Annotated in this window: 19 protein-coding genes; 4 read left to right on the top strand and 15 right to left on the bottom strand. The window is 71.4% G+C overall.

Features of this window, described 5'->3' with window-relative positions; genetic code table 11:
- Positions 1-112: 112 nt before the first annotated feature.
- The 5 genes from FHU30_RS23960 to FHU30_RS23940 form a co-directional block, all read right to left on the bottom strand.
- Positions 113-3,391, bottom strand: a complete 3,279-nt coding sequence (locus FHU30_RS23960; RefSeq protein ID WP_253878790.1) for an NACHT domain-containing protein — start codon at positions 3,389-3,391, stop codon at positions 113-115.
- A 69-nt stretch (positions 3,392-3,460) separates the two neighbouring features.
- Entirely contained in the window at positions 3,461-4,612 is a 1,152-nt protein-coding gene (locus FHU30_RS23955; protein ID WP_253878789.1) for an acyl-CoA dehydrogenase family protein, read from the bottom strand.
- Between the two features lie 3 nt (positions 4,613-4,615).
- Positions 4,616-5,536 carry a hydroxymethylglutaryl-CoA lyase gene (locus FHU30_RS23950; protein ID WP_253878788.1) on the bottom strand — a complete coding sequence of 307 codons (921 nt, stop codon included), beginning with the start codon at positions 5,534-5,536 and terminating at the stop codon, positions 4,616-4,618.
- A gap of 5 nt (positions 5,537-5,541) precedes the next feature.
- Entirely contained in the window at positions 5,542-7,491 is a 1,950-nt protein-coding gene (locus FHU30_RS23945; protein WP_253878787.1) for an acetyl/propionyl/methylcrotonyl-CoA carboxylase subunit alpha, read from the bottom strand.
- An 8-nt stretch (positions 7,492-7,499) separates the two neighbouring features.
- Positions 7,500-9,092, bottom strand: a complete 1,593-nt coding sequence (locus FHU30_RS23940) for a carboxyl transferase domain-containing protein (RefSeq protein ID WP_253878901.1) — start codon at positions 9,090-9,092, stop codon at positions 7,500-7,502.
- Between the two features lie 119 nt (positions 9,093-9,211).
- On the opposite strand from FHU30_RS23940, the gene FHU30_RS23935 reads away from it, so the two are divergent.
- Positions 9,212-9,778 carry an SACE_7040 family transcriptional regulator gene (locus tag FHU30_RS23935; protein ID WP_253878786.1) on the top strand — a complete coding sequence of 189 codons (567 nt, stop codon included), beginning with the start codon at positions 9,212-9,214 and terminating at the stop codon, positions 9,776-9,778.
- Positions 9,779-9,785: 7 nt separating this feature from the next.
- Here FHU30_RS23935 and FHU30_RS23930 read toward each other — a convergent pair whose 3' ends face one another.
- Together FHU30_RS23930 and FHU30_RS47200 are read right to left on the bottom strand one after the other, a co-directional pair.
- Complete coding sequence (locus tag FHU30_RS23930) at positions 9,786-11,111, bottom strand: extracellular solute-binding protein (RefSeq protein WP_253878785.1); 1,326 nt, start codon at positions 11,109-11,111, stop codon at positions 9,786-9,788.
- 200 nt (positions 11,112-11,311) lie between these two features.
- Positions 11,312-13,438, bottom strand: a complete 2,127-nt coding sequence (locus FHU30_RS47200) for a vWA domain-containing protein (protein ID WP_253878784.1) — start codon at positions 13,436-13,438, stop codon at positions 11,312-11,314.
- Between the two features lie 271 nt (positions 13,439-13,709).
- Here FHU30_RS47200 and FHU30_RS23920 point away from each other — a divergent pair, with 271 nt between their 5' ends.
- Positions 13,710-15,230 (top strand): AMP-binding protein, encoded by a 1,521-nt coding sequence (locus FHU30_RS23920; RefSeq protein WP_253878783.1) that lies wholly within the window; start codon positions 13,710-13,712, stop codon positions 15,228-15,230.
- Positions 15,231-15,658: 428 nt separating this feature from the next.
- Here the strand turns inward: FHU30_RS23920 and FHU30_RS23915 are convergent, their stop codons facing one another.
- From FHU30_RS23915 to FHU30_RS23900, 4 genes are all read right to left on the bottom strand, one after another.
- On the bottom strand, positions 15,659-16,357 hold the full coding sequence (locus FHU30_RS23915) for an adenosylcobinamide amidohydrolase (protein ID WP_253878782.1): 699 nt from the start codon (positions 16,355-16,357) through the stop codon (positions 15,659-15,661).
- Between the two features lie 81 nt (positions 16,358-16,438).
- Positions 16,439-17,236: an ABC transporter ATP-binding protein gene (locus FHU30_RS23910; protein ID WP_253878781.1), complete on the bottom strand. Its 798-nt coding sequence runs from the start codon at positions 17,234-17,236 to the stop codon at positions 16,439-16,441.
- 43 nt (positions 17,237-17,279) lie between these two features.
- On the bottom strand, positions 17,280-18,308 hold the full coding sequence (locus FHU30_RS23905) for a FecCD family ABC transporter permease (protein WP_372503941.1): 1,029 nt from the start codon (positions 18,306-18,308) through the stop codon (positions 17,280-17,282).
- Between the two features lie 86 nt (positions 18,309-18,394).
- Positions 18,395-19,345 carry an ABC transporter substrate-binding protein gene (locus tag FHU30_RS23900; protein ID WP_253878780.1) on the bottom strand — a complete coding sequence of 317 codons (951 nt, stop codon included), beginning with the start codon at positions 19,343-19,345 and terminating at the stop codon, positions 18,395-18,397.
- A 327-nt stretch (positions 19,346-19,672) separates the two neighbouring features.
- Here FHU30_RS23900 and FHU30_RS23895 point away from each other — a divergent pair, with 327 nt between their 5' ends.
- Entirely contained in the window at positions 19,673-20,053 is a 381-nt protein-coding gene (locus tag FHU30_RS23895) for a VOC family protein (protein WP_253878779.1), read from the top strand.
- 224 nt (positions 20,054-20,277) lie between these two features.
- Here the strand turns inward: FHU30_RS23895 and FHU30_RS23890 are convergent, their stop codons facing one another.
- Positions 20,278-20,910 carry a hypothetical protein gene (locus tag FHU30_RS23890; RefSeq protein ID WP_253878778.1) on the bottom strand — a complete coding sequence of 211 codons (633 nt, stop codon included), beginning with the start codon at positions 20,908-20,910 and terminating at the stop codon, positions 20,278-20,280.
- A 128-nt stretch (positions 20,911-21,038) separates the two neighbouring features.
- Positions 21,039-21,644, bottom strand: a complete 606-nt coding sequence (locus FHU30_RS23885) for a gamma carbonic anhydrase family protein (RefSeq protein WP_253878777.1) — start codon at positions 21,642-21,644, stop codon at positions 21,039-21,041.
- An 83-nt stretch (positions 21,645-21,727) separates the two neighbouring features.
- Between FHU30_RS23885 and FHU30_RS23880 the strand changes: the two genes are divergently transcribed.
- Positions 21,728-22,624, top strand: coding sequence for a putative endonuclease domain-containing protein (locus FHU30_RS23880; RefSeq protein ID WP_253878776.1), 897 nt, complete (start codon positions 21,728-21,730; stop codon positions 22,622-22,624).
- Here the strand turns inward: FHU30_RS23880 and FHU30_RS23875 are convergent.
- Both FHU30_RS23875 and FHU30_RS23870 read right to left on the bottom strand, forming a co-directional pair.
- Positions 22,605-23,126 carry a GNAT family N-acetyltransferase gene (locus FHU30_RS23875; protein WP_253878775.1) on the bottom strand — a complete coding sequence of 174 codons (522 nt, stop codon included), beginning with the start codon at positions 23,124-23,126 and terminating at the stop codon, positions 22,605-22,607. The genes FHU30_RS23880 and FHU30_RS23875 overlap by 20 nt on opposite strands.
- A 315-nt stretch (positions 23,127-23,441) precedes the next feature.
- A complete protein-coding gene (locus FHU30_RS23870; protein WP_253878774.1) occupies positions 23,442-24,509 on the bottom strand; it encodes a lysylphosphatidylglycerol synthase transmembrane domain-containing protein in 1,068 nt (355 codons plus the stop codon).
- Positions 24,510-24,591: the final 82 nt, after the last annotated feature.

The raw sequence follows: 24,591 nt of genomic DNA, 5'->3' as shown, positions 1-24,591 counted from the left end.
GGGGCACCCGGGAGGCTCAAGGCGAGTGTGACCTTCGCTACACACCACACTCACCCCCACGGACACCCTCAACGCCCCACGCACCCGTACAGACCGGACCGCTGTCCAAAACTCATCGCGCGTGCCACTTCTTCAACCGCCGCCCCAGCGCCTTCCCCCCGATGACCTGCTGTCCGTCCGCGACGTGCACGGTCAGTCCGCGGTTGGCCGCGAGCGGCGTGAAGTCGAGAGGTGGCCCGCCGCTGGAGCCGATGTAGAGGTCCTGCAACCGCGGCAGTGACGCCAGCGGCGCGAGGTCGCCGAGGTCGGGGCACCGCCGGAGCCACAGGCTGATCAGCCGGTCGAGGCCGCGAGCCCAGTCCAGCCCGGTGACCGGCGTCCCCTCCAGGCTCAGGACGGCGAGCTTCGGGAGGGTGGCGAACCGGCCGAAGTCGGAGAACCGGTCGCAGCCGTCGAGGTCGAGACGGATGATCGGGAGCCCGTCGAGGAAGTCCAGGTCCCGCAGCCAGGCGCAGTCGCTCAGGTCGAGCCACCGGAGCTCCGGCGACGCGGCGACGGCGTACCGGGCGACCTCTTCGGAGCGGATCCCTCCCAGCCCGAGGTTCATGACCGCGCCGAGTGGAGGGAGCTGCGCCGGGTCCTGGAGGGCATGGGCGCCCTGGAGCCGGAGTTCTTGCAGGTCCCCGTACCGCCGCAGCGGCGAGTAGTCGGTGAGCGCCGTGCAGTTCCACAGGTGGAGGTGCTGGAGTTTCGGCATCTTGTCGAGGAAGTCGAGCGATGCCACAGGGATACCGGCGCCCAGGGTGAAGCGTTCGAGGTCCGGCATCTCGGGCAGGCGGTCGGGATCGACCGGCACAGCGGGCGGGCCGTAAAGGAGAAGCTCGACGAGCGACGCGGAGTGGTAGCGGAGGAGATCGACCTCAGTGCCGTCCCCGACGTCGACGCTCAGGCTCTGCCGGGGCGGGATGCCGTGGAGCGCTTCCAGCTGCTCCCGGCTGTCGACGCGTACCGTCGTCCCGGCGGGCATGCGCCGCACCACGCGGTCGGCGAACTCGGCGCTGTCGAAGTAGCGCCAGGCGCCGTTCAGCTCGTTGATCACTTCCCAGTGCGGGGCGGTGGCGTACCGGCCGAGGGCCTCCAGCGCCTTGGGGCCGTTGATCAGCCAGGCCGCCTTGACCGTGGCCTGCGCGACCATCGTGGACAGGCCCTCGATGCTCTCGGGGAACGCGTCGAGGACGGCTTCACCGGCGGTCGCCAGGGAGCGGGCGGCGGCCTCGTCGCGCGGCGGCGCGAGTTCCTTCAGGCACCGGTCGAACTCGGAGCGCAGGTCGAGGGGGATGGCCGGGAGGGTTTCCAGGCAGGCGACCAGCAGCAGTCTCAGGCGGCGGGCCTTGCGCGGTTCGGTGTCGATGCGGGCGAGGAGGCCGGTGATCAGGTCGCGGCGGAGCGGCTCGTTGGCGTGGCCGGCCGCCATGATGACGGTCTCGCGCCACTGGTCGCGGTGCGCCTCCCGGACGAGCAGGTCGATATCGCCGATGTCGGCGGCGTGCTGGGCGGTCAGGTACTCCTGGACGGTCCGGTGCACGAAGTCGATGCGTCCTGGAACCGGCTCGCGCAGGACGCCGCTGCGCTGGAGCAGGGCGTCGAGGACGTCCGACGCGTCCGCCTCGACCTTGGGCATCGCGGCGAGCCGCTCCGCGATGAGGCGCTCGACCATCGCCTTCGGCAGTTCGACCCGGTTGCTCGTGGACAGGCTCCAGGCCAGGTCGCGCAGGATTCGGATCTTCTGGTCCTGCTCCAGCGAGACCGCGTGGGAGCTCGGGATGCCGCGCTTGGCGTCCCGGGTCTCCAGGAGCAGTTCGAGCGCTGCCGCGTAGAGGCCCATCCGGTCGCGCGGGAGCGATTCGCGGTCCAGGTTCAGGGCGCAGAGCATGGCCGCGAGCAGGGGAGTGGATGCGAGGGTTCGCAGATGTGGCGCGGCCTCGAAACGGGCCAGTAGCCGTGCCTCGTACCCGGGCAGGCGTTCCGGTTCGCACGGGAGGTCGTCGCAGTCGCGGACGGCCGTGTGCCAGTGGTTGATGAGCTCGCGCAGGTCGGCGGGGCTGAGCTGCTCCAGGAACGCCGTCCCGAATCCCTCGGCGCGGAGCCAATCGCCCGCCGCAGCGGCCGGACGCGACGTCACGATGACCCGGATGCCCGGGAAGTCGTTGACGAGCCGTCCCACCCACTCCCGGACGGCCTGGCGCTGCGACCCGGTGATCTCGTCCACGCCGTCCACGAGGACCAGCGCACGTCCGGAGAGCAGGACGCGATGCGCCCAGCCGCGAGGCATCAGCCCGGCGAGGTTCCCGGCGGTGTCGTCGAGGAACTCTTCCGGGCCCGGCAGCTTCCTGCCCGCATGGCTGCGCAGTTTGATGAGGAATGGAACCAGACCGCGCCAGTCGGCCAGCTCATCAGAGAACGAACCGCGCGCAGCCGCAATGGCGAGCCAGCGAAGCAGAGTGCTCTTGCCGCCCCCGGCCTCCGCGCGCACGAGGAGAAGCCGATGGTCCTTGAGCGCGGTCTCGATCCGGACCGTCCCGCCAGGACGCTCCTCGCGCCACTCAGAGCGCGCTACGGGCTCCTGACGATGCCGGGGCTTATCGGCATCCTGGGAGACGTTAAGACTGATGTACGCGACGCTCAGGCTCGTCCTGGGCCGGGTCAGACGCTCGAACCGGACGCCGAACAACTCAAGCGTGTCGAGCGTCTCGCTCAGCGACGACAGGTACCGGCGCGTGAACTCCTCGTCCTCGCCCACACCTTCAGGAGCGGTCAGCGAACGCGCGGGCATACGAGCCAGCAGCGTCTCCACCTGCTCCGCCAAGCCGGTCAGCCGCGCAAGCGTCTCCGCCGAAGCGCGCGGAGCGAACTGCGGGAGATGCGTCAGAACTCGCGCCAAACAGTCGCAACACTCGTCCAGCACGACTTCGTATAGCCGCGCCCCCGCCTCACCCAGCTGGAACGACGCCTGACGCGCAGGCAGCGACTTCCGTAGCCGACGGGCCAGTTTCACCGCATCGGCATCGTCCGCTAGGAAGGCCGCATCGGACAGGTCGGCACGGTCCAGAGTCAGAACGACCTGCCCCAGCACGGCTTCGCGGTCGTTGTCCGTTAGGCCGCGGTACTCGGCGCGGCAGAACTTCAGCAGCCGGTCGGCGACGGACGTGGCGATGTCCTCGAACTGCGACACCGCCTTGCGCCGCTTCAGCTCGTCCGCGTACCCGACCTTGATCAGCTCGACCAGCTCGGCCGACCGGTCGATCCGCGCGTTGCGCCCGGAGAGCATCCGCCCGAGCACGAGCTTCGCGACGGACCTCCCCACCCCCACGGCGGCCAACTCGACGGACATCCGGCAAGTATCGCCCGCCGAGCCGACCCGACGTGAGGGGTGGGAACCCTATGAAAACCCTACGAACCCCTAGAAGGACGCGGGGAGGCCGAGGGCTCGGGCGATGAGCATCCGCTGGACTTCGCTGGTGCCCTCGCCGACTTCCAGGATCTTGGCGTCGCGGTAGAAGCGGCCGACGGCGTACTCGTTCATGAAGCCGTAGCCGCCGAAGATCTGCGTGGCGTCGCGCGAGTTGTCCATGGCGGCGTTGGACGCCACGAGCTTGGCGATCGCGGCCTCCTTCTTGAAGGGCTCGCCCTTGAGCATCTTCGCGGCCGCCGCGTAGTAGGCGAGGCGGGCCGTGTGGGCGCGCGTCTCCATGTCGGCGATCTTGAACTGCATGGCCTGGTAGCGGCCGATCTCGCGGCCGAACGCCTCGCGCTCGCGGACGTAGCGCAGGCACTCGTCCACGCAGCCCTGGGCGAGGCCGACCGACAGCGCCGCGATGGCGATGCGGCCCTCGTCCAGGATGCGCAGGAACTGGGCGTAGCCGCGGCCGCGCTCGCCGACCAGGTTCGCCGCCGGGACGCGGACGTCGTCGAAGGACAGCTCGCGGGTGTCGGACGCCGACCAGCCGACCTTGGAGTACTTGCGGCCGACGGTGAAGCCCGGGGTGCCGTTCGGGACGATGATCGTGGAGATCTCGTTCTCGCCGGTGAACGCGGTGACGGTCACGAACGCGGTGATGTCGGTGCCGGAGTTGGTGATGAACGCCTTGGACCCGTTGATCACCCAGTGGTCGCCGTCGAGGCGGGCGGTGGTGCGCATGCCGCCGGGGACGTCCGAGCCGCCGCCCGGCTCGGTCAGGCCGAACGCCGCCAGACGCTCGCCCGAGGTGAGCTTCGGCAGCCACTCGCGCTTCTGCTCCTCGGTGCCGAAGCGGTAGATCGGCATGGCGCCGAGCGACACGCCGGCCTCAAGGGTGATCGCGACGGACGAGTCGACCCGCGCGAGTTCCTCCAGGGCGAGGCAGAGGGCGAAGTAGTCGCCGCCCATGCCGCCGTACTCCTCGGGGAACGGCAGGCCGAACAGGCCCATCTTGCCCATCCCGGAGACGATCTCGTACGGGAACTCGCCGCGCTCGTACAGGTCGCCGATCACCGGGGCGACGGTCTCGCGGGCGAAGCGCTCGACGGTGCGGCGCAGCTCTTCCTGCTCGTCGGGCAGGGTGAAGTCGATCATCGGTTACTCCTTGGGCGCGAGCGCCTGGACGACGCGGGACGGGGACGGGCGGCCGAGCCTCTCGGCCATCCAGAGGCTCGTTGCGGCGAGCTTGCGCACGTCGACGCCGGTCTCGACGCCGAGGCCGTCGAGCATCCAGACCAGGTCCTCGGTGGCGAGGTTGCCGGTGGCGGACTCGGCGTACGGGCAGCCGCCGAGGCCGCCCGCCGACGCGTCCACGACGGTGACCCCGGCGCGCAGCGCGGCGAGCGTGTTCGCCAGGGCCTGGCCGTAGGTGTCGTGGAAGTGGACGCCGATCCGGTCGAGCGGGATGCCGGCCCCGACGACCTCGCCGATCAGCGCGGTGACCTGGCCGGGCGTGCCGACGCCGATCGTGTCGCCGAGGCTGAGGGCCGAGCAGCCGAGGTCCATCATGCGGCGCGCGACGGACGCGACCTGCGCGAGCGGGACGTCGCCCTCCCACGGGTCGCCGCACACCATCGACACGTACGCGCGGACCCACAGGCCCTCGTCGCGGGCGCGCCGGACGACCGGCTCGAACATCGCGAGGGACTCGTCGACCGTGCGGTTCAGGTTCCGGCGGGCGAACGTCTCGGTGGCCGAGCCGAAGATCGCGATCTCGGTGACACCGTTGGCGAGCGCCCGGTCGAGCCCGCGCTCGTTCGGCACGAGCACGGGGTAGCGCAGGTCAGGGGAGCGGGGCAGCACGCCGAGCAGGTCCTCGGCGTCGGCGAGCTGCGGCACCCACTTGGGATGGACGAACGAGGTGGTCTCGATCGTGGTCAGCCCGGCGTCCGCCAGGCGGGTGATGAACTCGGCCTTCACATCGACCGGGACGATCGACTTCTCGTTCTGCAGCCCGTCGCGCGGGCCGACCTCGTAGACGGTGACGCGCTCGGGAAGCCCGTCGAGCGGTACGCGCATGACGCTCAGTCCTCCGACTCGATCACGGCCAGCACCTCGTCCAGGGCGACCTGGGACCCGGCGCGGACCGGCAGGGACGCCACCAGGCCGGCGCACGGCGCGGTGACGGTGTGCTCCATCTTCATCGCCTCGACGACGACGAGCGGCTGGCCCTCCTCGACCTTGTCGCCCTCGGCCGCCTTGACGGCGAGGACGGTTCCGGGCATCGGGCTCCGCAGGACGCCGTCGCCGGTGACGGCGACCGCGCCCGTGCTCTCGGCGCGCTCGTGCTCGGCGAGGGCCCAGGTGCGTCCGCCGCGTCCGAGCCACAGGGTGATGCCGTCGCGCGCGCACGAGTAGCGGGTCGTCCGGCCGTCGTAGGTGACGACCAGGTTCGGACCGTCCCGGCGAAGCGACGCGGCGACCGGCGGCGCATCGCCGACGGACACGCGCGCGGACGAGGCCCGTCCCTGGACGCGCACCTCGACCGGATCGGAACCGGCCGGAGTGATGAGCCAGGGCGTCCAGGCGGAACGTCCGGGGCGCCAGCCGTCCGGGATGGCCCACGGGTTGGTGCCGTCGCCTTCGAGAGCGAGCATGCGCTCCAGCGCGGCGGTGGCCAGCACCTCGGCTGGGAGGTCGCGCAGGCCGTCGGTCAGCTCGTCCATGGACCGCTCGACCAGCCCGGTGTCCAGATCGCCGGACACGACGGACGGCGCGGTCAGCAGCCTGCGCAGGAACGCCACGTTCGTCGTGACGCCGAGCAGGTCGTACGCGCCGAGCGCCCGGTCGAGCGCGGTCAGCGCGGCCTCGCGGTCGGAGCCGTGCACGATGACCTTGGACAGCATCGGGTCGAACGAGCCGCCGACGACCGTCCCGACCTCGATACCGGAGTCGACACGGGCGTCCGAACCGGAGTCCAGCACGAGGACGCGCCCGCCGGTCGGCAGGAAGCCGCGCGCCGGGTCCTCGGCGTAGATGCGGGCCTCGATCGCGTGGCCGTTCAGGGAGACCCCGGACTGGTCGAACGGCAGCGGCTCGCCGGACGCGACGCGCAGCTGGAGTTCGACCAGGTCAAGTCCGGTGACCAGCTCGGTCACCGGGTGCTCGACCTGGAGCCGGGTGTTCATCTCCATGAAGAAGTACTCGTCCGGACGGTCCGCCGAGACGATGTACTCGACCGTGCCCGCGCCGACGTAGCCGACCGCGCGCGCCGCCGCGACAGCGCTCTCGCCCATCCGCGCCCGCGCGTCCGGCGTCAGCAGCGGCGATGGCGCCTCTTCAATGATCTTCTGGTGCCGGCGCTGGAGCGAGCACTCGCGCTCGCCCAGGTGGACGGCGTTCCCTTGCGTGTCGGCGAAGACCTGGATCTCGATATGCCGCGGGTTCTCGATGAACCGCTCGGCGAGCAGCGTGTCGTCCCCGAAGGACGTGCTCGCCTCGCGCCGCGCGGACGCGATCGCCTCCGGCAGCTCCGCGGCCGTCCGGACGAGCCGCATGCCCTTGCCGCCGCCGCCCGCGGACGGCTTGAGCAGCACCGGGAGCCCGACCTCCAGCGCGGCGGCCATCAGCTCGGCGTCCGACAGGCCCGGTTCGTCCCGTCCGGGGACGACCGGGACGCCGGCCGCCGCGACGGTCTGCTTAGCGCGGATCTTGTCGCCCATCGCGTCGATCGCCGACGCGGGCGGTCCGATGAAGACGACCTCGGCGTCCTCGCACGCGCGCGCGAAGGCGGTGTTCTCCGCGAGGAACCCGTAGCCCGGGTGGACCGCCGACGCGCCCGTCAAGCGCGCCGCGTCCAGCACGGCCTCGATCGACAGGTAGGACGGGATCTCGACGGCCTCGTCCGCCTCGGCGGTGTGGAAGGTGTCGCCCGCCGTGTGGACCGCGATGGTGCGCAGCCCGAGGCGCCGCGCGGTGCGGAACACCCGGACGGCGATCTCACCCCGGTTGGCGACCAGAACGCTCTCGAACATCTCGCCCCTCACATCCGGAAGACGCCGTAGCCGACCGGCTCCAGCGGCGCGTTCGCCGCGGCCGACAGCGCCAGCCCCAGCACGCGGCGCGTGTCGCGCGGGTCGATGACGCCGTCGTCCCACAGCCGCGCCGTGGAGTAGTACGGATTGCCCTGGTCCTCGTACTGCGCGCGGATCGGAGCCTTGAACTCCTCCTCCGCCTCGGCGGACCACGCGTCGCCGAGCTGGTCGCGCCGGACGGTCGCCAGCACGCTCGCGGCCTGCTCGCCGCCCATCACCGAGATCCGCGCGTTCGGCCACATCCACAGGAAGCGCGGCGAGTACGCCCGGCCGCACATCGCGTAGTTGCCCGCGCCGAACGAGCCGCCGATGACGACGGTGAACTTCGGTACGCGCGCGCACGAGACAGCCGTGACCATCTTGGCGCCGTGCTTGGCGATGCCGCCCGCCTCGTACTCGCGGCCGACCATGAAGCCGGTGATGTTCTGCAGGAACACCAGCGGGATGCTGCGCTGGTCGCACAGCTCGATGAAGTGCGCGCCCTTCTGCGCCGACTCGGCGAACAGGATGCCGTTGTTGGCGATGATCCCGACCGGGTGGCCGTGGATGTGCGCGAAGCCGGTGACCAGGGTCGTCCCGAACTCCTTCTTGAACTCCTGGAACCGCGACCCGTCCACCACGCGGGCGATGACCTCGCGCACGTCGTAGGGGGTGCGGGCGTCCGGCGGGACGACGCCGTACAGCTCGTCCGCCGGGTACAGCGGCTCGGCCGGCGCGGCGGTCTCCCACGGGCGCGGCGCGCGCGGGCCGAGCGTCCCGACGATGCTGCGGACGATCGACAGCGCGTGCGCGTCGTTCTCGGCGAGGTGGTCGGTGACGCCGGAGATCCGCGAGTGCAGCTCGCCGCCGCCCAGCTCCTCGGCCGTGACGACCTCGCCGGTCGCGGCCTTCACCAGCGGCGGGCCGCCGAGGAAGATCGTCCCCTGGTTCCGGACGATCACCGCCTCGTCGCTCATCGCCGGGACGTACGCGCCGCCCGCCGTGCAGGACCCGAGCACCGCCGCGATCTGCGGGATGCCGCGCCCGGACATGGTCGCCTGGTTGTAGAAGATGCGGCCGAAGTGCTCGCGGTCGGGGAACACCTCGTCCTGCTTCGGCAGGAACGCGCCACCGGAGTCGACCAGGTACACGCAGGGCAGCCGGTTGTGGAGGGCGACCTCCTGCGCGCGCAGGTGCTTCTTGACCGTCATCGGGTAGTACGTGCCGCCCTTGACGGTCGCGTCGTTGGCCACGACCACGCACTCGCGCCCGGAGATCCGGCCGACGCCGGTGATGATCCCGGCGCCCGGCGCGTCGTCCCCGTACATGCCGGTCGCGGCGAGCGGGGACAGCTCCAGGAACGGCGAGCCGGGGTCGAGCAGCGTGTCCACCCGGTCGCGGGGCAGCAGCTTGCCGCGCTTGACGTGCCGCTCCCGGGCCCGCTCCGGCCCGCCGCGCCCGGCCGCCTCCAGCCGGTCGCGCAGCTCGGCGGCCAGCGCCTCGTTGTGCGCGGCGCTCGCCTTGTAGGCCTCGCCCCCCGGATCGGCACGCGTGCCCAGCACCGGCCAGGATGCGCTTCCGCTCCCGCTCACCCGGTCATCACCCGTCCTCGTCGACAGTTAATGCTCGTTAACAAGTGCGATGTTAACGCTCATTAACAAGATTCGTCTACACTCCCATCATGACCGACGTGAGCACGGCGAACCCGCGCAGGGCCGAGATCCTCGCCGCGGCCGCCGAGCTGTTCGCCCGGCGCGGCTTCCACGGCACCTCCATCGGCGACCTCGGGCGCGCCCTCGGCCTCACCGGACCGGCCCTCTACCGGCACTTCCGGGGCAAGGAGGCCGTGCTCGCCGAGATGCTCGTCGACATCAGCGAGCGGCTGCGCGCCGAGGGCGTCCGCCGGGCCGCCGCGCCCGACCCGTCCGCGGCCCTGGACGCCCTACTCGACTGGCACATCTCCTTCGCACTCGACAACCCGGCCTTGATCACCGTGCACGAGCGCGAGCTGGACAACGTGCCCGAACCGCAGCGCCACCAGGTCCGGCGCGTCCAGCGCGGTTACGTGGAGGAGTGGGTCGGGGTGCTGCGCCGACTGCGTCCGGACGAGCCGGAACCCCGGATCCGGGCGGCCGTCCACGCCTGCTTCGGGCTGCTCAACTCGACTCCGTACAGCGCGGCCGGGCTCGATCGTCCGGCCATGGCCGAGCTGCTCCACACGATGGGACGCGCCGCCCTGGTCTGCTGAGGCCCCGTCAGCAGCTGGACGGGCGGCCTTTCAGGGCCTCGGCGACGTCGTGGGCGAAGGTTCCGGCGTCTGCCGTCGTGCCGTCGAAGATCTTGGACGCGCACTCCCGGAACGTCGCCGAGAAGGTCGGGTAGTGCTCGGTCACCGGACGCGGCCGGGCGCGCCCGAGGGCCGTCACGATGGCCTGGCCGAGCTCGGTGAGCTGCTGCTGGTTCGGCAGGTCCGGATCACCGGGCGCGGGCGGACGGCCCATCAGGGTCGAGCACGACTTCGCCTGGACGTCCCCGGGGGCATGGCGATCGGGGGTCAGGCCGAGCGCCGAGTACCGGGCAGGGGCGAAACCGCCGCAGGAGAACAGCTGGCGCTGAGCGTCCGTCCCGGAGAGGAAGCGCACCAGATCGGCGCTCGGGCCGGGGTTGGGGGAGTGGGCCGAGACCGCGAGGTTCTGGCCGCCCAAGACGGTGTATCCGGGAAGCGCCGCCACATGGAACAGCAGGCGGTCGCCACTCGCGCGCATACGAGGCTCGGTCGCGAGCGACGAGAACGCATAGGGCCAGTTGCGCATCAGCTTGTCGCCGCTAGCGAAGGCGTTGATGGCGTCCTGCTCCTGGAACTGGCGCGAAGCCTTCAACGGGCCCTGCACTCTAGGGGCGAGGCGGCTGATGGCCGGGAAGACGCGGTTCTTGAGGGCCTTCTCGTCCGCGCGCGCGTTACCGGTGAGGACGTCGGCGGCGCCGTCGCTCCACACGTCCTCCAGGACGTTGACGGTCAGGCCCTCGTAGTCGGCGAGCTGTGCGTCGTAGCCCTGGTCGAGTAGATCGGACCAGTTCGCGGGCGGCGTGGTGCCCTCGCGGTAGTAGAGCAGGCCGACGTCCAGGTTGAACGGCACGGCGTACTGCTTCCCTTGCCACTGGCCGGTGCGCAGCGCGGCGGGGATGATGTCGGCCTTGTCAGACAGGCCGTCCAGCTCCTTGAGGTACCCGGCCTGCGCGAACTGGGCCGTCCAGGTGTTGTCCATGATCAGGACGTCGTAGCCGCAGCCGCCGGACTGCGCGACCGCCGCGAGCTGGCTGTGCTGCAGGTCGGTCGAGTCGGACACCTCGACCAGGCGCGCGTGCCGGTGCGGACGGCCGTCCGGATAGGACGAGGCGTTCCACTGCTTGACGAGCGCGCGCCGCTGCGCCTTGAGGCTCACGTCCGTCCCGCCTGCGATGACGAGGTCGTCGCGTCCGCAGTCGGCGGCCAGCGCGTGGTACGGGACGCTCGGATGGATCTGCGACACCAACGCCGCCGCGAGAACGGCGAGCGCGCCTACCGAGGCGAACAGCAACACCGCTCGGCGCGAGAAATGCGTCCCATGCTGCTTCCCCTCGTGCGCGCGCGACGGGGGCGGAGGGGTGCGAGGCCGCGGAACCTCGGGCGAGCTTTGTGCTTCGGGCGGGGTCGGATTTTCGGGCGAGCTTGGTGTTTCGGGTGGGTCGCCGTCTCGGGACGGGGGACGGGCGGGACGGTTGCGGTCGTCGTCTTCGGTCGTCATCGCAGCCCCGAGAGGAGTTGGGCGGCCTGTTCCTGCTCGGGTGCGCCGGTGAGCGCGACGCACCGGCCGCGTCCGGAACCCATTGCGGACGTGAGCTGCCTGATGTGCGCGGTGTCGCAGCTGGCCGGGCCAGTGAGGACGACGGTGAGGCGCAGGTTCGGGTTGGCCGCGCGGAACGGTCCGCTGAGCCAGGCGGCCAGCCCGGACGTGTCGGGGTTGCTGCCCGCGCTCTCGCCGTCGGTGACCAGGATGAGGTCCTGCCTGCCGCTGGAGAGGTTCGCGGCGGCGATCGCGGTGCGCAGCGCCAGGTCGCCGCCGGTCGTCGTGACGGCCTGGAGCTGGTTGCCGACCTGGTCCTTCTGGTCGGCCTGCGCGTCGCGCGGCGGGACGTTCCCGAACGTCGCCGGATTGCGCGGATCGGCCGCCGACGAGAACACCTGGAGGCCGACGCGGTCGGAGCCCTGGAGCTGGTCCACGAAGCTCTGCAGGAACGTCACGGCGCGGGTGAGGCGGGTGCCTCCGGTCGCCGGACCGCTCGCCGTGGCAGCCGCCGGTCTGGACGGTGCGGATCCGGCGGCCTGGTCCATCGAGCCCGAGACGTCCAGCATCAGCGCTGCGGCGACCTTCGGGCGGGCGGCGGCGAGCCGGTCCAGCGCGCTCTGCACCGGCGGAGCGCCCCTGAGCTGGACGTACGGCGGCACGGCCCGCTCGCCGGCCATGCCCTGGAGCCGGGAGAGGTAGAGATGCGCGGAATCGCCCTCAGGCGGCGCGGGGATCTCGCCACCGTCGTCGCGGAGCCCCTGCTTGCTGAGCGGATGCGCGGTCAGCCAGGAACGCAGGTCGCCGATCGCGGCGCTGCGCGCCCGGGTGTCCTGCCCGCGCCAGGTGAGCTGGACGAACGGGTAGTCCATGGTCGGCAGGTCGACCGCGTAGTACGGGTACAGCCGCCACCGCGCGCTCGGGCCGGACGAGGGATCGGACGGTCCGCAACGGTCGCCGAGGGCGCGTCCGGCGTCGTAGTCCGCGAGCACCTGCTCGGGGACGGCCACCGCGACGTCCGATGGCGGTTCGAGGCCCTGGGACGCCTGGGCCCGGAAGCGACACAGAAGTGTCACCGCGTCGGGGGCAACCAGATCGGACGGGCTGGCGAACTTCTCGGCCGCGCCTGGGGACGATCCGGCCTGCGCCTCGTACAGCGCGGGCGTGACCTCAAGCGCGGCGGCCGACGTGTCCGGAACGGGACGGGCGATACCGCGCAGTTTCACTCCCGCCTGGGAGATCTGCTTCAGCAAGGCGCCCGCGTTCGCCTTCAGCGGCGCGCTGTAGGGGCTCGCGACGGCCGCGTTCGCCTTGGGGAACAGGGCGAGGACCATCGGCGAGGTGCCGAGCGAGCGGTACGACCGGAAACGCGGATCGCCGCCGCTCCCGTGGGTTCCGGCGCCTTGGCCGCCGTGCGGGACGAAGTCGAGCTCGGCGCTGCTCACCGGGATCCACACGTCCGGCTGCGGGCCGAGGAGCTGCTGGTCATCGCCCGTGTCGTTGCGCCGCCAGAGGCGGCTGAACGCGTCGTAGAGCGAGACCGGCCCAGGTTCCGGGACGACCGTGACCGAGTAACGGCGGCATCCGTCGTCCTTCCGGTCGGCCACGAACTCGGCTGCCGCCGCGCGCAGCGGCGTCAGCATCTCCGGCGCGGACATCACGCGCAGTTCGAGCGGCTGCCCGCACGGCTGGGCCGCGTCGCGCAGCGCCTTCACGCCGAGCACCGCCAGCAGCACCAGGACCATCGCCGCCGCGCCCAGGAGCAGGCACGCCAGCCCCTTCGCCATCCACAGCAGCGTCGACGAGGCGCCTGCGAGGACGTTGTGCACCAGATCGGGACGGGACCGCCAGAGCAGCATCGAGACCGCTGCGAGCACCGCGAGCGTGACGACCGAGTTGAGCCAGAAATACCCATGGAAAACGGTCACGAGCAGGCCGACCAGGATGGACGAGCAGAGTTCGAACGCCATGACCTCGGTCAGCCGCCGCAGGGGCGTGCGGCTCTCGTCCGGGGTCCGGCTCCCGTCCGGGGCCGCCGGGCCGTGCTCGTCCGGGGGTGGGGCGCTCCCGGTCTGTTCGGTCACCACGCTGCCAGTCACCGCTCGCTGTCGCCGAATCGCTCCCAGCGTAGTGAGCGGGCCGCCGCCGCGGGCCGGAATCGGGCGTCCATGATCGGTCGCTTGTTCCGGCTCGACGGGAATGGGGGTGAAGGCTTGACTTCATTGCCGGGCCGTAGGTCGATGGAGACCGAGGGGCCGCGCGGCCCGCACACCGCCCGGCCTGCCCGGTTCGCGCGGCCTGCCCGGCTGGACGAGGAGTCCGCGCGGGGGTCCGCGGACGGGTGAGGAGGCGCGCATGGGTGTCGACGGCGTCAGCTTCTACGAGATCGCGGACCGGGATCCGGACCGTCCGGCCGTCCTCGGGCCCGGAGGGCCGCTCAGTTACGGACAGCTGCACGGGCGCGTGAACCGCTGCTCGGCCGTCCTGCGCCGGCTCGGTCTGCGGCCCGGCGACACGGTTGCGACCGTCCTCGGAAACCGTCCGGAATTCCTCGTCGCGCTGTTCGCGGCGATGCAGAACGGGCTCTACTTCGTCCCGGTCAGCCGGCATCTGACCAAGCCAGAGATCGCCTACATCCTCACCGACAGCGGCGCGGGCGCGGTCATCACCGAGGACGCGCTGGCCGGAACAGTCCAGGTCGCGGCCGGTGAGGCTGGTGTCGCGCCGTCCGCGCTGCTCAGCGTGGACGCGCCGGAATGGCTGGGCGACGCGTCCGAAACCCCGCCGGACGAGCGGCGGATGGGCTCCATCATGTTCTACACGTCGGGGACGACGGGGCGGCCGAAAGGCGTCCAGCGCCCCCTGCTGGACCTGCCGCCGGAACCGGTGTTCGACCTGCTCAGGCAGACCGTCGGCCGGGACCTGGACTTCACGCCCGGCGACGGCGTGCACCTCGTCCTCGGGCCGCTCTACCACTCGGCCCCCTGCGCGCACGCGATGGTGGCGCTGATTTTCGGGCACGCCGTCGTGGTCCCGCCGCGCTTCGAGCCGGAAAGCGCGTTGCGGCTCGTCCAGGACTACCGGGTCACCAACACCTTCATGGTCCCGACGATGTTCCACCGGCTGCTCGGCCTCCCCGAGGACGTCCGGAACCGGTACGACACGTCGTCCCTGCAGCAGGTCTTCCACAGCGCCGCGCCCGTGGCCGTTCACACCAAGCAGGCCATGATGGACTGGTTGGGGCCGGTGCTCTGGGAGTACTACGGCTCGACCGAAAGCGGCGCGGTCGTGCTCGCGCGGCCCGAGGAGTGGCTCGCCCATCCCGGCACGGTCGGACGCCCGCTCGACGGCGTCGAGGTCAAGATCCTGGACGAGGACGGTCGTGAGCTGCCGGCCGGCGAGACCGGAATGATCTACGTGCGCGGCGGCACGCTCGGCTTCGAGTACCACGACGATCCGGACAAGACCGCCGCCGCGCACCACGGCGACCTCTACACCCCGGGTGACCTGGGATACCTGGACGAGGACGGGTTCGTCCACATGAGCGACCGGCGGACCGACCTCATCATCTCGGGCGGCGTGAACCTGTACCCGGCGGAGATCGAGGCGGCCCTGCTCCGGCATCCGGCAGTCGCGGACGTCGCGGTGATCGGCGTCCCGGACGAGGAGTGGGGGCAGCAGCCCATCGCCCTCGTCGAGCCCGCTCCCGGCCACGAACCGGATGCGTCGCTCGTCGCCGACCTGCTGGCGCATTGCGAGCCGCTCCTCGCCCGCTTGAAGCACCCGCGGCGGATCGAGTTCCGAACGAAACTCCCGCGCACGCCTTCAGGGAAGCTGAGCCGGTCGCGCCTGCGCGAGTCCTACCTCAAGGGATGACTCCGGCTTTGCCCTTCGGAACGTCGCGCTAGGCGCTTGGAGGCTGTGTTCGTCTTTCGCTAGGCCGCTGGAACCGTTCGCCCGATGTCGAACGCATCGGGTCGTGTCCTGCGTACCAGAGGCATGAGCCAGCCCAACACCGCCAGAGGCATGAGCGTGCCTGAGACTGCTAGAGGCATGAGCGTGCCTGAGACCGCCAGTGGCGTGAGCGTGCCTGAGACAGCCCGAGGCATGAGCGAGCCCGAGACCGTCCCCTTGGTTACGCCAGAGCGAGCGGAACAGCTTGTCGGGGAGCTTTCGCAAGTCCTGGAAGAACTCCGCATCGCCGTATCCGCCCTTGTTGCCGAACGCGAGCGCCCTTCGGGTTGGCGTGAGGAAGACCCTGTTCCGACGCTCGTCCTACCGGATCCCGAGCCGCCGACCGGGGTCTACTCTGTCGAATCCCTGCGGGCCGCGAGCAGGCGCGTGTAGTCATGCGCTCCGGACAGCACCGCTTCATGGACGGCCCGGGCGATCCGCGCGCCCCAGACCGAGCGCGGTCCGGCGAAGGGCTCCGCCTCGCCCGGGGTTTCGGGCGTGGCCACGCAGATCGCGTCCGACGCGGTGCCCGTCCCGGCGTAGCCCGCCTCCAGCATCGCCTGCGACTTGGCCTCGGTCGCGGTGATCACGGCGTTGACCAGCGCGGCGTCCGACAGCGGGACGGGAACCGCGACCACGATGTTGATCGTTCCGGGCCGGAGGACGGCGCCGTCCAGGCGGATCGGGGCGAGTTCCGGGTCGTCCGCATCGGCGGGCGCGGCGGCCCACGTCGGCACGCGCAGCCCGACCGTCGCCGACACCTCGACACCGCCGTCGTCCGCATGCTGCGTCCGCTCGACCGAGGCCGCTGTCAGCATCCCGACGCCGGGGCCGTCCAGGCCGTACGCGGCGGCGAGCTCGTGCAGGTGGTCGACCGGGTCCATGCGCGAGTACCCGCCCGCGACCTGCGCGTTCAGCACCCAGCGGGCGGACGTGAGCCCGCCGCCGAGCATCGCCGACGAGATCATCCGGTAGCCGTCCCCGGGATGCCAGACCGTCGCGGCCAAGCGCGCGCCGTCCTCCTCGCGCCAGTGCAGGTCGACTCTCACTCCGCCGCTCCTTTGCCAGGGACGCTCACTCCGCCGCTCCTTTGCCAGGGACGCTCACTCCGCCGCTCCTTCGGCCGGGACTCACTGCGCAGCCCCTTCACCAGGACGGACCGGACGTTCCAGCGCCAGCAGCGGACGCCCCTCCGCATCATGGGACACGCTGACGTTCGCGTCGAAATGGGCCGCTATGGTGTCCCGGGTCAGCACGTCCGCGGGCGGACCGGAAGCGGCGACGCGGCCGTCCGAAAGAAGCTCCAGCCGGTCGGCGTACTGCGCGGCGAGCGTCAGGTCGTGGATGGTCGAGACGACGGTCAGGCCGTCCGCCAGGCGCAGCCGGTCGACCAGCTCCATGACCTGCTGCTGGTGGCCGATGTCGAGCGCGGTGGTCGGCTCGTCCAGGAGCAGGACGGGCGTCTGCTGCGCCAGCGCCCGCGCCAGGACGACCCGCTGCCGCTCGCCGCCCGAGAGCTGGTCGAGCGTCCGCGCCGCCAGGTCCGCGAGGTCGAGCCGCTCCAGGACCTCGGCCGTGACCGACCGGTCATGCGCGGTCTCCCGTCCGAAGTGCGGGATGTAGGGGGAACGTCCGAGAAGGGCGTAATCGAACACCGTCATCCCGGCCGGCAGGCGCGGACTCTGCGGGGCGTAGGCGACCAGTCGGGCGCGCTGGCGCGGCCGCATCGACCGGACGTCCCGTCCGGAGACCGCGATCATGCCCTGCCCGTCACGGAGGCCCAGCACGGCGCGCAGCAGCGTCGACTTCCCGGCCCCGTTCGGGCCGATGACCGCCGTCCACGAGCCGCCTTCGACCTCCATGGACACCGACCGCAGGACGCGCCGCCCGCCTAGCTCGACGTCCAGCCCGCGCACCAGAACCGTCATCGGGCCGCCCGCCGACGCGTCCGGGGCTGGGATGCTTGGCGCGTCATACGTCCACCTGCCGCCGCGTCGCGCGGAGGACCAGGACGAAGAACGGGCCGCCGACGAACGCGGTCACCACGCCGAGCGGGAGTTCGGCGGGCGCGACCACCGTCCGCGCGACCAGGTCGGCGAGTTCGAGGAAAGCGCCCCCCACGAGCAGCGACAGCGGCAGGACGATCCGGTACGAGCCGCCCGCGAGCCGCCTCACCAGGTGCGGGACGACGATCCCGACGAACGCGATCAGCCCGCTGACCGCGACGGCGCAAGCGGTGGCAAGCGACGCGGCGAGGAGAACCAGGAAGCGCACTCGCGCCGCTGACATCCCGAGCGTCGCCGCCTCCTCGTCGCCGACGGCGAGGACGTCGAGCAAGCGGCCGTGAGTGAGTAGCACGACGACGGCTATCAGCGCGTACGGCGCGACCATCCGCAGCTGTCCCCAGTCGGCGGTGCCGACGCCGCCGAGGACCCACGCGAAGATCCGCTGGAGCTGCTGGGAGTTCGCCTGCTGCAGGAACGTCTGGACCGCCGACAGGAAGTTCGCCACCGCGACGCCCGCGAGCACGAGCGTGCCCGTCCCGCCGCCTCCGCTTCCGCCGCGCGACGCGACCTGGCCGAGGCCGTAGGCCAGCAGCACGCCGGTGATAGCGCCGGTGAACGCCGCGACGGGGACCGCGAAGTCCGGCGCGCTGGAGAAAGCGACGATCGCCAGCGTCGCGCCCACCCCGGCCCCGGCGGCCGCGCCGAGCAGGTACGGATCGGCGAGCGGGTTGCGGAATACCCCCTGGTATCCGGCTCCCGCGATGGCGAGCAGCCCTCCGACCAGCGCCGCCATCAGGACGCGCGGCAACCGCAGCTCGAACAGCACGTTGTGCTCGACGACGCTGAGCCCCGAATCGAGATGGACGAACGGGACCGTGTCGGCGAGCGCCTTCAGCACCCCGGAAACCGGCAGGCCGGCGGCCCCCACGAGCAGCGCGCCCAGTATCGACGCGCCCAGCGCCACCAGCGCGACCACCAGCTGAACCGCCCGCAACCGCGCCCGCTGCTCCCGCCGCGCCCGCCGTTCGCGGCGGGGGCGGGCGGCGAGCCCGCGGAGCCGCGAACGGGGGCCGGCGGACGTCACTTCGAGGCCGACGCCTTCTGCACGGCGGCGGCGATGGCCTTGACGAAGTCGGGCAGGCGCGGGCCCCAGCGGGACGCGATGTCGTCGTCCAGTTCGACCGTGTCCTGCTTCTTCACCGCGGTCAGCGCGGACCAGCCGGGACGCTTGCCGACGACCACGCCGGACTGGCCGCAGCACTTGGTGTCGGCGAGCAGGATCAGGTCCGGGTCGCGGCGCAGCAGGTACTCCTGCGACAGCTGCGGGTAGCCGCCGGCCGCCTTGTCCGCGCCGTCCGCGATGTTCTGCAGGCCGAACAGGCCGTAGACCTGGCCGATGAAGGTCTTCGAGGTCACCGTGTGCAGCTCGTTGTCGAGCTCGTGGTAGTAGCTGAGCTTGCGGTCGCCCGCGGCCTTGCTAGCGGTCGCTACCGTCTGCTGGATGCCGGTGCGCATCTGCTCCGTGAGCTTGGACGCCTCAGCGGTGTGCCCGGTGGCCTTGCCGAGGTCCTGGATCTCGTCGTACGCCTCGTCCAGCTTGGTCGCGGCGGGTTCGAGCAGGACCGGGATCTTCACCTTGGTCAGCGCGTCGACGATGCCGTCCATGTCGTTCGACAGGACGACCAGGTCGGGCTTGGCCGCGATGACCGCCTCGGCGTTCGGCTTGAACCCGCTCAGCTTGGTGCGCGGCGCGTTAGCCGGGTAGTTGGACAGCTCGTCCACGGCTGTCACCTGCTTGCCGGCGCCGATCGCGAACAGCGTCTCGGTGTGCGTGGGGGAGAGCGACACGATGCGCTTCGGCGTCGCCGGGACGGTGACGCTCCCGTTGGACGCCTGGACGACGACCGGGCCGCCGCCCGAGGCGCCGCCCTTGCCCTCGTCCTTGCCGGAGTCGCCGGAGCCGCCGCAGGCGGACGCCAGCGCCAGCGCGCCGATCACAAGGGACGCGCCGAGCGCGCGGACGGGTCTCACAGCCTGCCTCCAAGGCACGCGGCGGGCATGCGGCCCGCCCGTGACGGACCGGCCCTACCGCGAGGTCGAAATCGTCGGCGTGCGGCAAGGCGACCTGGCTCGGCCTCGGGGGAGGCCATCACAGTTGCGGGACAGCGCCGGGGTCTCACCGGACTTCGCTCAGCGCACGCGTGATCTGCAACGTTATCAGCAGCCTGGTGGCCGATCGGACGGTATGCCGCCCCGTGGGCTTGACGGAGTGAGTACTCACTCCGTAGCGTGGAGGGGAAGGCGCACCACCATCGCCGCCACTGCCGTCACCGCCGTCATCGTCGCTGGAGGACCGAAGTGACCATCAGGCTCAACCACACGATCGTCCCCGCCGCCGACAACGAGGCCGCCGCGCGCTACCTCGCCGACATCCTCGGCTTGGAGTACGCCGGTCTCCACCCCGTCGCCAAGCATTTCGCGCCTCTGCCCATCAACGAGGAACTGACGCTCGACTTCATGACGGTTCCCGATGCTGCGGGCCATCACCTGGCCTTCGACGTGGACGCCGCAACGTTCGACGCAGCCGTCGCGTACCTGCGCGCGCACGAGCTGCCGCACGGCGACGGACCGGGAAGCTACACGAACGGCAAGGTCGACGAGCATTCACCGCTGGGCGGACGCGGCGTCTACTTCCCAGACCCGTCCGGCAACCTGTACGAGCTGATCGCCCCCGCCTAGGCAACGCCCCCCCGCACGCGCGCAAGCGTCCCGAACGCGTGCGAACGTCCCGTACGTGCGCGAACGGGATGGCGCGCGCGTCAACGGCCCAGCGTGCGCGGCCAGCGCCCCGCACGCGCGTCAACGGCCTAGCGTGCGCGTCACCGGCCTAGCGCGCGCAATCGCCCTGCACACGCGCCTACGGCCTCGCACGTGCGCAAACGCCCGTCCTCGTGCGCGTGGGTTTAAGGCTCGCGCACGGGGTCGGACGCCACCCGGGTACGCGCCTCGCTGAAGAAGTCGTGAACTGCTGTCGCGCCCGGCAGCAGACGCAGCGGACGTGCCGCTCCGAAAGGCGCGTTCCAGAACGCCCCAACGCGCGTGCGCCAGGGGCCGGCATACGCGTACGGCTCGGACAGGTACTCATCACCGGGGGACACGCCGTAGTTGACCTCGTCCACAGTGATGGCGATGTCGAAGTGTTCGGGCCACAGGATCGGACGCTCGTTCGGGTCCAGCCTGACGAGAGCCTCCATGCCCCACGCGAAGGCGCGCTCGATGATGGCCGCCTCGCCCGCGTCTATGCCGATGGTGTCGTCCGGGGTGAGCCCGCTGCCTTCCTTGTACACGCCTTCCGGACGGCCCGCCTCGACGTCCGCGGCCGCGGCCAGCTGCGTGAACGTCAGGCCGTTCATCGGGATGGCCCGCTCGTCCACGACCAGCTCCGTCCCGCGCACGCGCAGGAGGGGTCTCGCCACCGTCCCGAAACCGCCGTCCCTCACGGTCAGCTCGATCGACCCGCTCGTCCGGAACTGAGGCCCCGCGAGGACCATCTCGGCGACGCCGTGCAGCGCCTGCCGCGTACCTTTCGCCATCATCTCCGTCACCTCCCCGCCATCCTCCGGCCGCCGGCCGCCGGCCCCGCAAGTCCACGCCTGCGGCGCCACGCCCGCGTGCGGGCCGGGCCGGACTCCCACCCTTGCCTTCCGCCACCTTCCAACCCAACTTAAGTCCCCGGCCCCTCGACCACCCGGTCATTGCGATGTTCCCCGAAGAACGCGACCTGCCGGGCCATGACCTCGCGCATGGACGCGTCCCGGGACACCCCGTAGACGACGCCCGGGAAATCCATCTCCCGCTGCACCTCCCAGATCTCGTCATGCCGATCTGGAGCGAACAGCCGAGCAGGCACTCCTACCGCGACCCACCCGATCGGGACGACCGTCCCGGGCTGCAGATGCGATCCGACATGCAGGACGCTGTTGATGCGCATCTCGGCACCGGTTCCAACCACTGCGCCGGGAAAGACCGAGGTTCCGGTAGCAAGAAACGCCTCGTCTTCAACGACGGCTCCGTTGACGTGAGCGTGCGGGCCGACCAGTACCGAGTCCCCGATGCGCGCCGGATGGCCCTCGCGCCCGCGCACGAGGGCGTTCTCCATCACGACGACGTCCGCTCCTACGGTCACCTCACCGTCCTCGGCGCTCAGTACCGCTCCGTGGAGCACGCGAGCGTTCTGCCCGAGCGTGACCGCTCCGCATAGCACCGCTGTCGGAGCCACGTATGCGGAGGACGGCACTACAGGACGTTGGCCTCGATGCTCGATCAGCATGGGAGAACCTCCTCGACGCGATAGTTATCCACAGTTCGGCGGCCGGCTTTCGTCGGGCGGGTGGCAGCCGCGAACCTTGAGGCATGACCACTCTGACCTGGACGAAAGCGTCCGACCACAAGATCCGCCCGCTGGCCGACGGCCGTCCGGGCCGCCTCGCCGACATCCTCCCCGCGGGAGCCGTGATCGCACGCCGCACGGCCGCCTGGATCTGGGGGATCGACGTCTTGGCGCCCGGCGCCCGCCCGAACGAATGGGATCTCGACCTGATCCTTGCCGAACCGGCGCCGCCCGACACGCCTCCCGACCCGCGCTGGGCGCTCCTGCCGTCCGAGCACGTCACCACGCACCACGACGTCCGGTTGACGACGCGCACGCGCACGGCGCTCGACTGCGCCCGCTGGCTCCCTCGCCTCGAAGCGGTCGCGGCGCTCGACCAGTTCCTCCGCAGCGGTATCCCCGAACCCGACCTGCGCGCTATGGCCAAGAGTCTCCCCGGCTACCCCGGAAGCCGTCTCGCCGAGGTCTTCCGCCTGAGCGACCGAGGCGCGGCGTCCCCGGGCGAAAGCTGGACCAGGGTTCTGCTGATCCGGGCGGGCTTCCCTCGGCCGAGTACGCAGATCCCCGTCCCCGGTCCCCACGGCGAGCGGCTCTACATCGACCTCGGGTACGAGCAGTGGCGCGTCGGCCTCGAATACGACGGCGAGCGCCACCACACCGGCCGGCGGGCCCGCGCCCACGACGACCACCGCCGCCGCTGGCTCCGCGCCCGGGGCTGGCAGATCATCCCCGTCACCAAGGACGTCCTCCCGTACCCGGCGCCCTACTTGGAGGCCCTCCTCACCGCCCTCCTGGACCACGGCTGGCACCCCGACGACCGCACCATGGACCGCCTGGCCACCCACCTGGCCCGCCTCCGCAACCCCCTGGCTCGCCGCGCCCGCGCCCGCGCTCCGACCGCTAAGGGAGGGCCTTGGTGAACGTGATGGTGTGGCGGCGGTAGCCCATCCGGTTCTCGTAGAAGGGAACGGAGATGGGGCTGGCCGCGAAGGTCTCCAGAGCGAGGAGGTCGGCGCCGCGGCTGTTCGCCCATTCCTCCGTGGCCTTCATCAGCGCGGTCCCTGCACCGCCTCGCCAGTGCCGACGCTGTAGGGCCAAGGCGTTGACGAAGACCCGGGGTATGGCGATGTCTTTGCTGAGCTGATAGGCGGCGTCCTTGTGAGGCTGGTGGAACACGGCGTGCACAAAGCCGACCGCCTCGTCCTCGTGAGCGGCGACACGAACGAAGCTGTCGTCGTCCGTGCTCAGCAGCTTGCCTTCCAGGTAGTCGGTCAGACCGTCCGGTTCGGGCGCCTTGAACGCGTCGGGCGCCAGCTCGATGTAGTAGTCCGCGAAGTCCTGCCAGGCCCGCGCGACTCCCGCTCCATCTCCGGGACGCGCAGGTCGGATCTCAAAGGGGGTGTTGTCAGCGTGCAGCTGCACAGGGCGGCTCCAGGGTCGTCCGGCCGGAGGGAGAGCGTCGGGCTCATGTGACGTTGGGATGAACGTCTCAAACACACGCTTTGTCCCTGACCGGCCACCGCCCTCCGTCCAAAGGGCACTCGCGCCGACCAGACGGAGCACCCTGCGTCCGCGCCCACCCGACGAGTGCACCTCGTCCCCGCACCGGCCAGGCGGCACCCCTGCACTGGTCAGGCGGCGACCTGCTGACCTAGTCATGCGCAGCCCGGAGACGGTGCCTGGTCGGACGGGGCGGGGACGGGGCTGGTCAGGCGGGGGGCGGGTGACGGGACCTGGTCAGGCGGGGACGGGGACGGGAGCGGGTAGGCGAAGCGTCCGATAGGCGAGGAGGCCGAGGGGGACCGGGGCCCAGTAGGTGATGGCTCGGAAGAGGAGGACGGCCTGGAGGGCGGGGGTCGTGGGGGTGTTCAGCGCGGCGAGGGCCGTCACGAGCGCGGCCTCGGTGGTGCCCATGCTGCCGGGGAGGGGGATGGCCGCGCCCGCGGCGGCGCCGAGCAGGTAGGCGGTGATGAGAGGGAGGGTGTCTTCGAGCCCGGTCATGGTGCCGGGAATGGCCTGGACGCTGAGCGCGAAGGACACGGCCATCGCGAGCGTGGTCCCGGCCGAGCAGGACAGGGTCAGGGCCAGATCCGTCGGGCGCCGGCACAGGTCGGTGAGGCCGTTCAGGGCGCGGACGACCGCGGGCGAGCGCACGACGCGGCGGCCCCAACGAAGTGCGACGGGCAGCACGACCAGTGCCATGGGGATGAGCAGCAGGGCCAGCGGTGAGAGGAGGTGCGGATTGAGGGAGTTGCCGCCGCCCAGGGCGAGGGCGCCGGCCATCAGCAGCAGGTCCGCGGGGACGCCCGCGGCCTGCAGCACGGCGACCGCGACCAGGGCGTTGGCGAAGGGCATCCCGCGCGTCACCAGGTAGCGGGTGTTGACCGCCGCCGCACCGAGGCCGCCCGGCGTGACGCGGTTCGCGGCGGCCGCGGTGAACTGGGTGAGCGTCGTCCGCCGCAGCGGGAGCGGCCTGCCGGATGCGCCGCGCAGGGCGACGGCGGCGAAAACGTAATGCAGAACGGCGAGGAGCGCGAGAGGAGGCAGGAATTCCCAACGGGCATCACCCAGCGCGACGAACGCATTGAGCGCGTGCCGTACGCCCTGCGTGAGAATCAGCGCGGTGATGATCGAGGCAAGGGGAATGAGAGCGAGGGCGACGCGGATCCGGCGGGAGCCGGCGACGGCCGCGCGTGCCCGGACGGCCAGGGCGACCACTGCGCCGGGACCGGGGACGGCGTCACCGGCGAGGGCGGGGAGCCCGGCGGGCGCCGCGGGTCCGGCGCCGGCGGCAATGTTCTCCACACTGTTGTTGTCGGCGGTTTCGGTGACATTTATGCGGCCGCTGGATTCACTTTTGGAAAACGGTGGCTGCCGGTTGGAGTTG

This window comes from Actinomadura rupiterrae, assembly GCF_024172125.1.
GTDB lineage: Bacteria > Actinomycetota > Actinomycetes > Streptosporangiales > Streptosporangiaceae > Spirillospora > Spirillospora rupiterrae.
This window is presented reverse-complemented; position numbering and strand designations above follow the sequence as displayed.

Excerpts from the sequence above, each read along its gene's own strand:
- FHU30_RS23880 (WP_253878776.1), top strand. The coding sequence starts at position 21,728 with ATGACCACTCTGACCTGGACGAAAGCGTCCGACCACAAGATCCGCCCG.
- FHU30_RS23955 (WP_253878789.1), bottom strand. The coding sequence starts at position 4,612 with ATGATCGACTTCACCCTGCCCGACGAGCAGGAAGAGCTGCGCCGCACC.
- FHU30_RS23950 (WP_253878788.1), bottom strand. The coding sequence starts at position 5,536 with ATGCGCGTACCGCTCGACGGGCTTCCCGAGCGCGTCACCGTCTACGAG.
- FHU30_RS23890 (WP_253878778.1), bottom strand. The coding sequence starts at position 20,910 with ATGATGGCGAAAGGTACGCGGCAGGCGCTGCACGGCGTCGCCGAGATG.
- FHU30_RS23935 (WP_253878786.1), top strand. The coding sequence starts at position 9,212 with ATGACCGACGTGAGCACGGCGAACCCGCGCAGGGCCGAGATCCTCGCC.
- FHU30_RS23910 (WP_253878781.1), bottom strand. The coding sequence starts at position 17,236 with ATGACGGTTCTGGTGCGCGGGCTGGACGTCGAGCTAGGCGGGCGGCGC.
- FHU30_RS23945 (WP_253878787.1), bottom strand. The coding sequence starts at position 7,491 with ATGTTCGAGAGCGTTCTGGTCGCCAACCGGGGTGAGATCGCCGTCCGG.
- FHU30_RS23885 (WP_253878777.1), bottom strand. The coding sequence starts at position 21,644 with ATGCTGATCGAGCATCGAGGCCAACGTCCTGTAGTGCCGTCCTCCGCA.
- FHU30_RS23960 (WP_253878790.1), bottom strand. The coding sequence starts at position 3,391 with ATGTCCGTCGAGTTGGCCGCCGTGGGGGTGGGGAGGTCCGTCGCGAAG.
- FHU30_RS23920 (WP_253878783.1), top strand. The coding sequence starts at position 13,710 with ATGGGTGTCGACGGCGTCAGCTTCTACGAGATCGCGGACCGGGATCCG.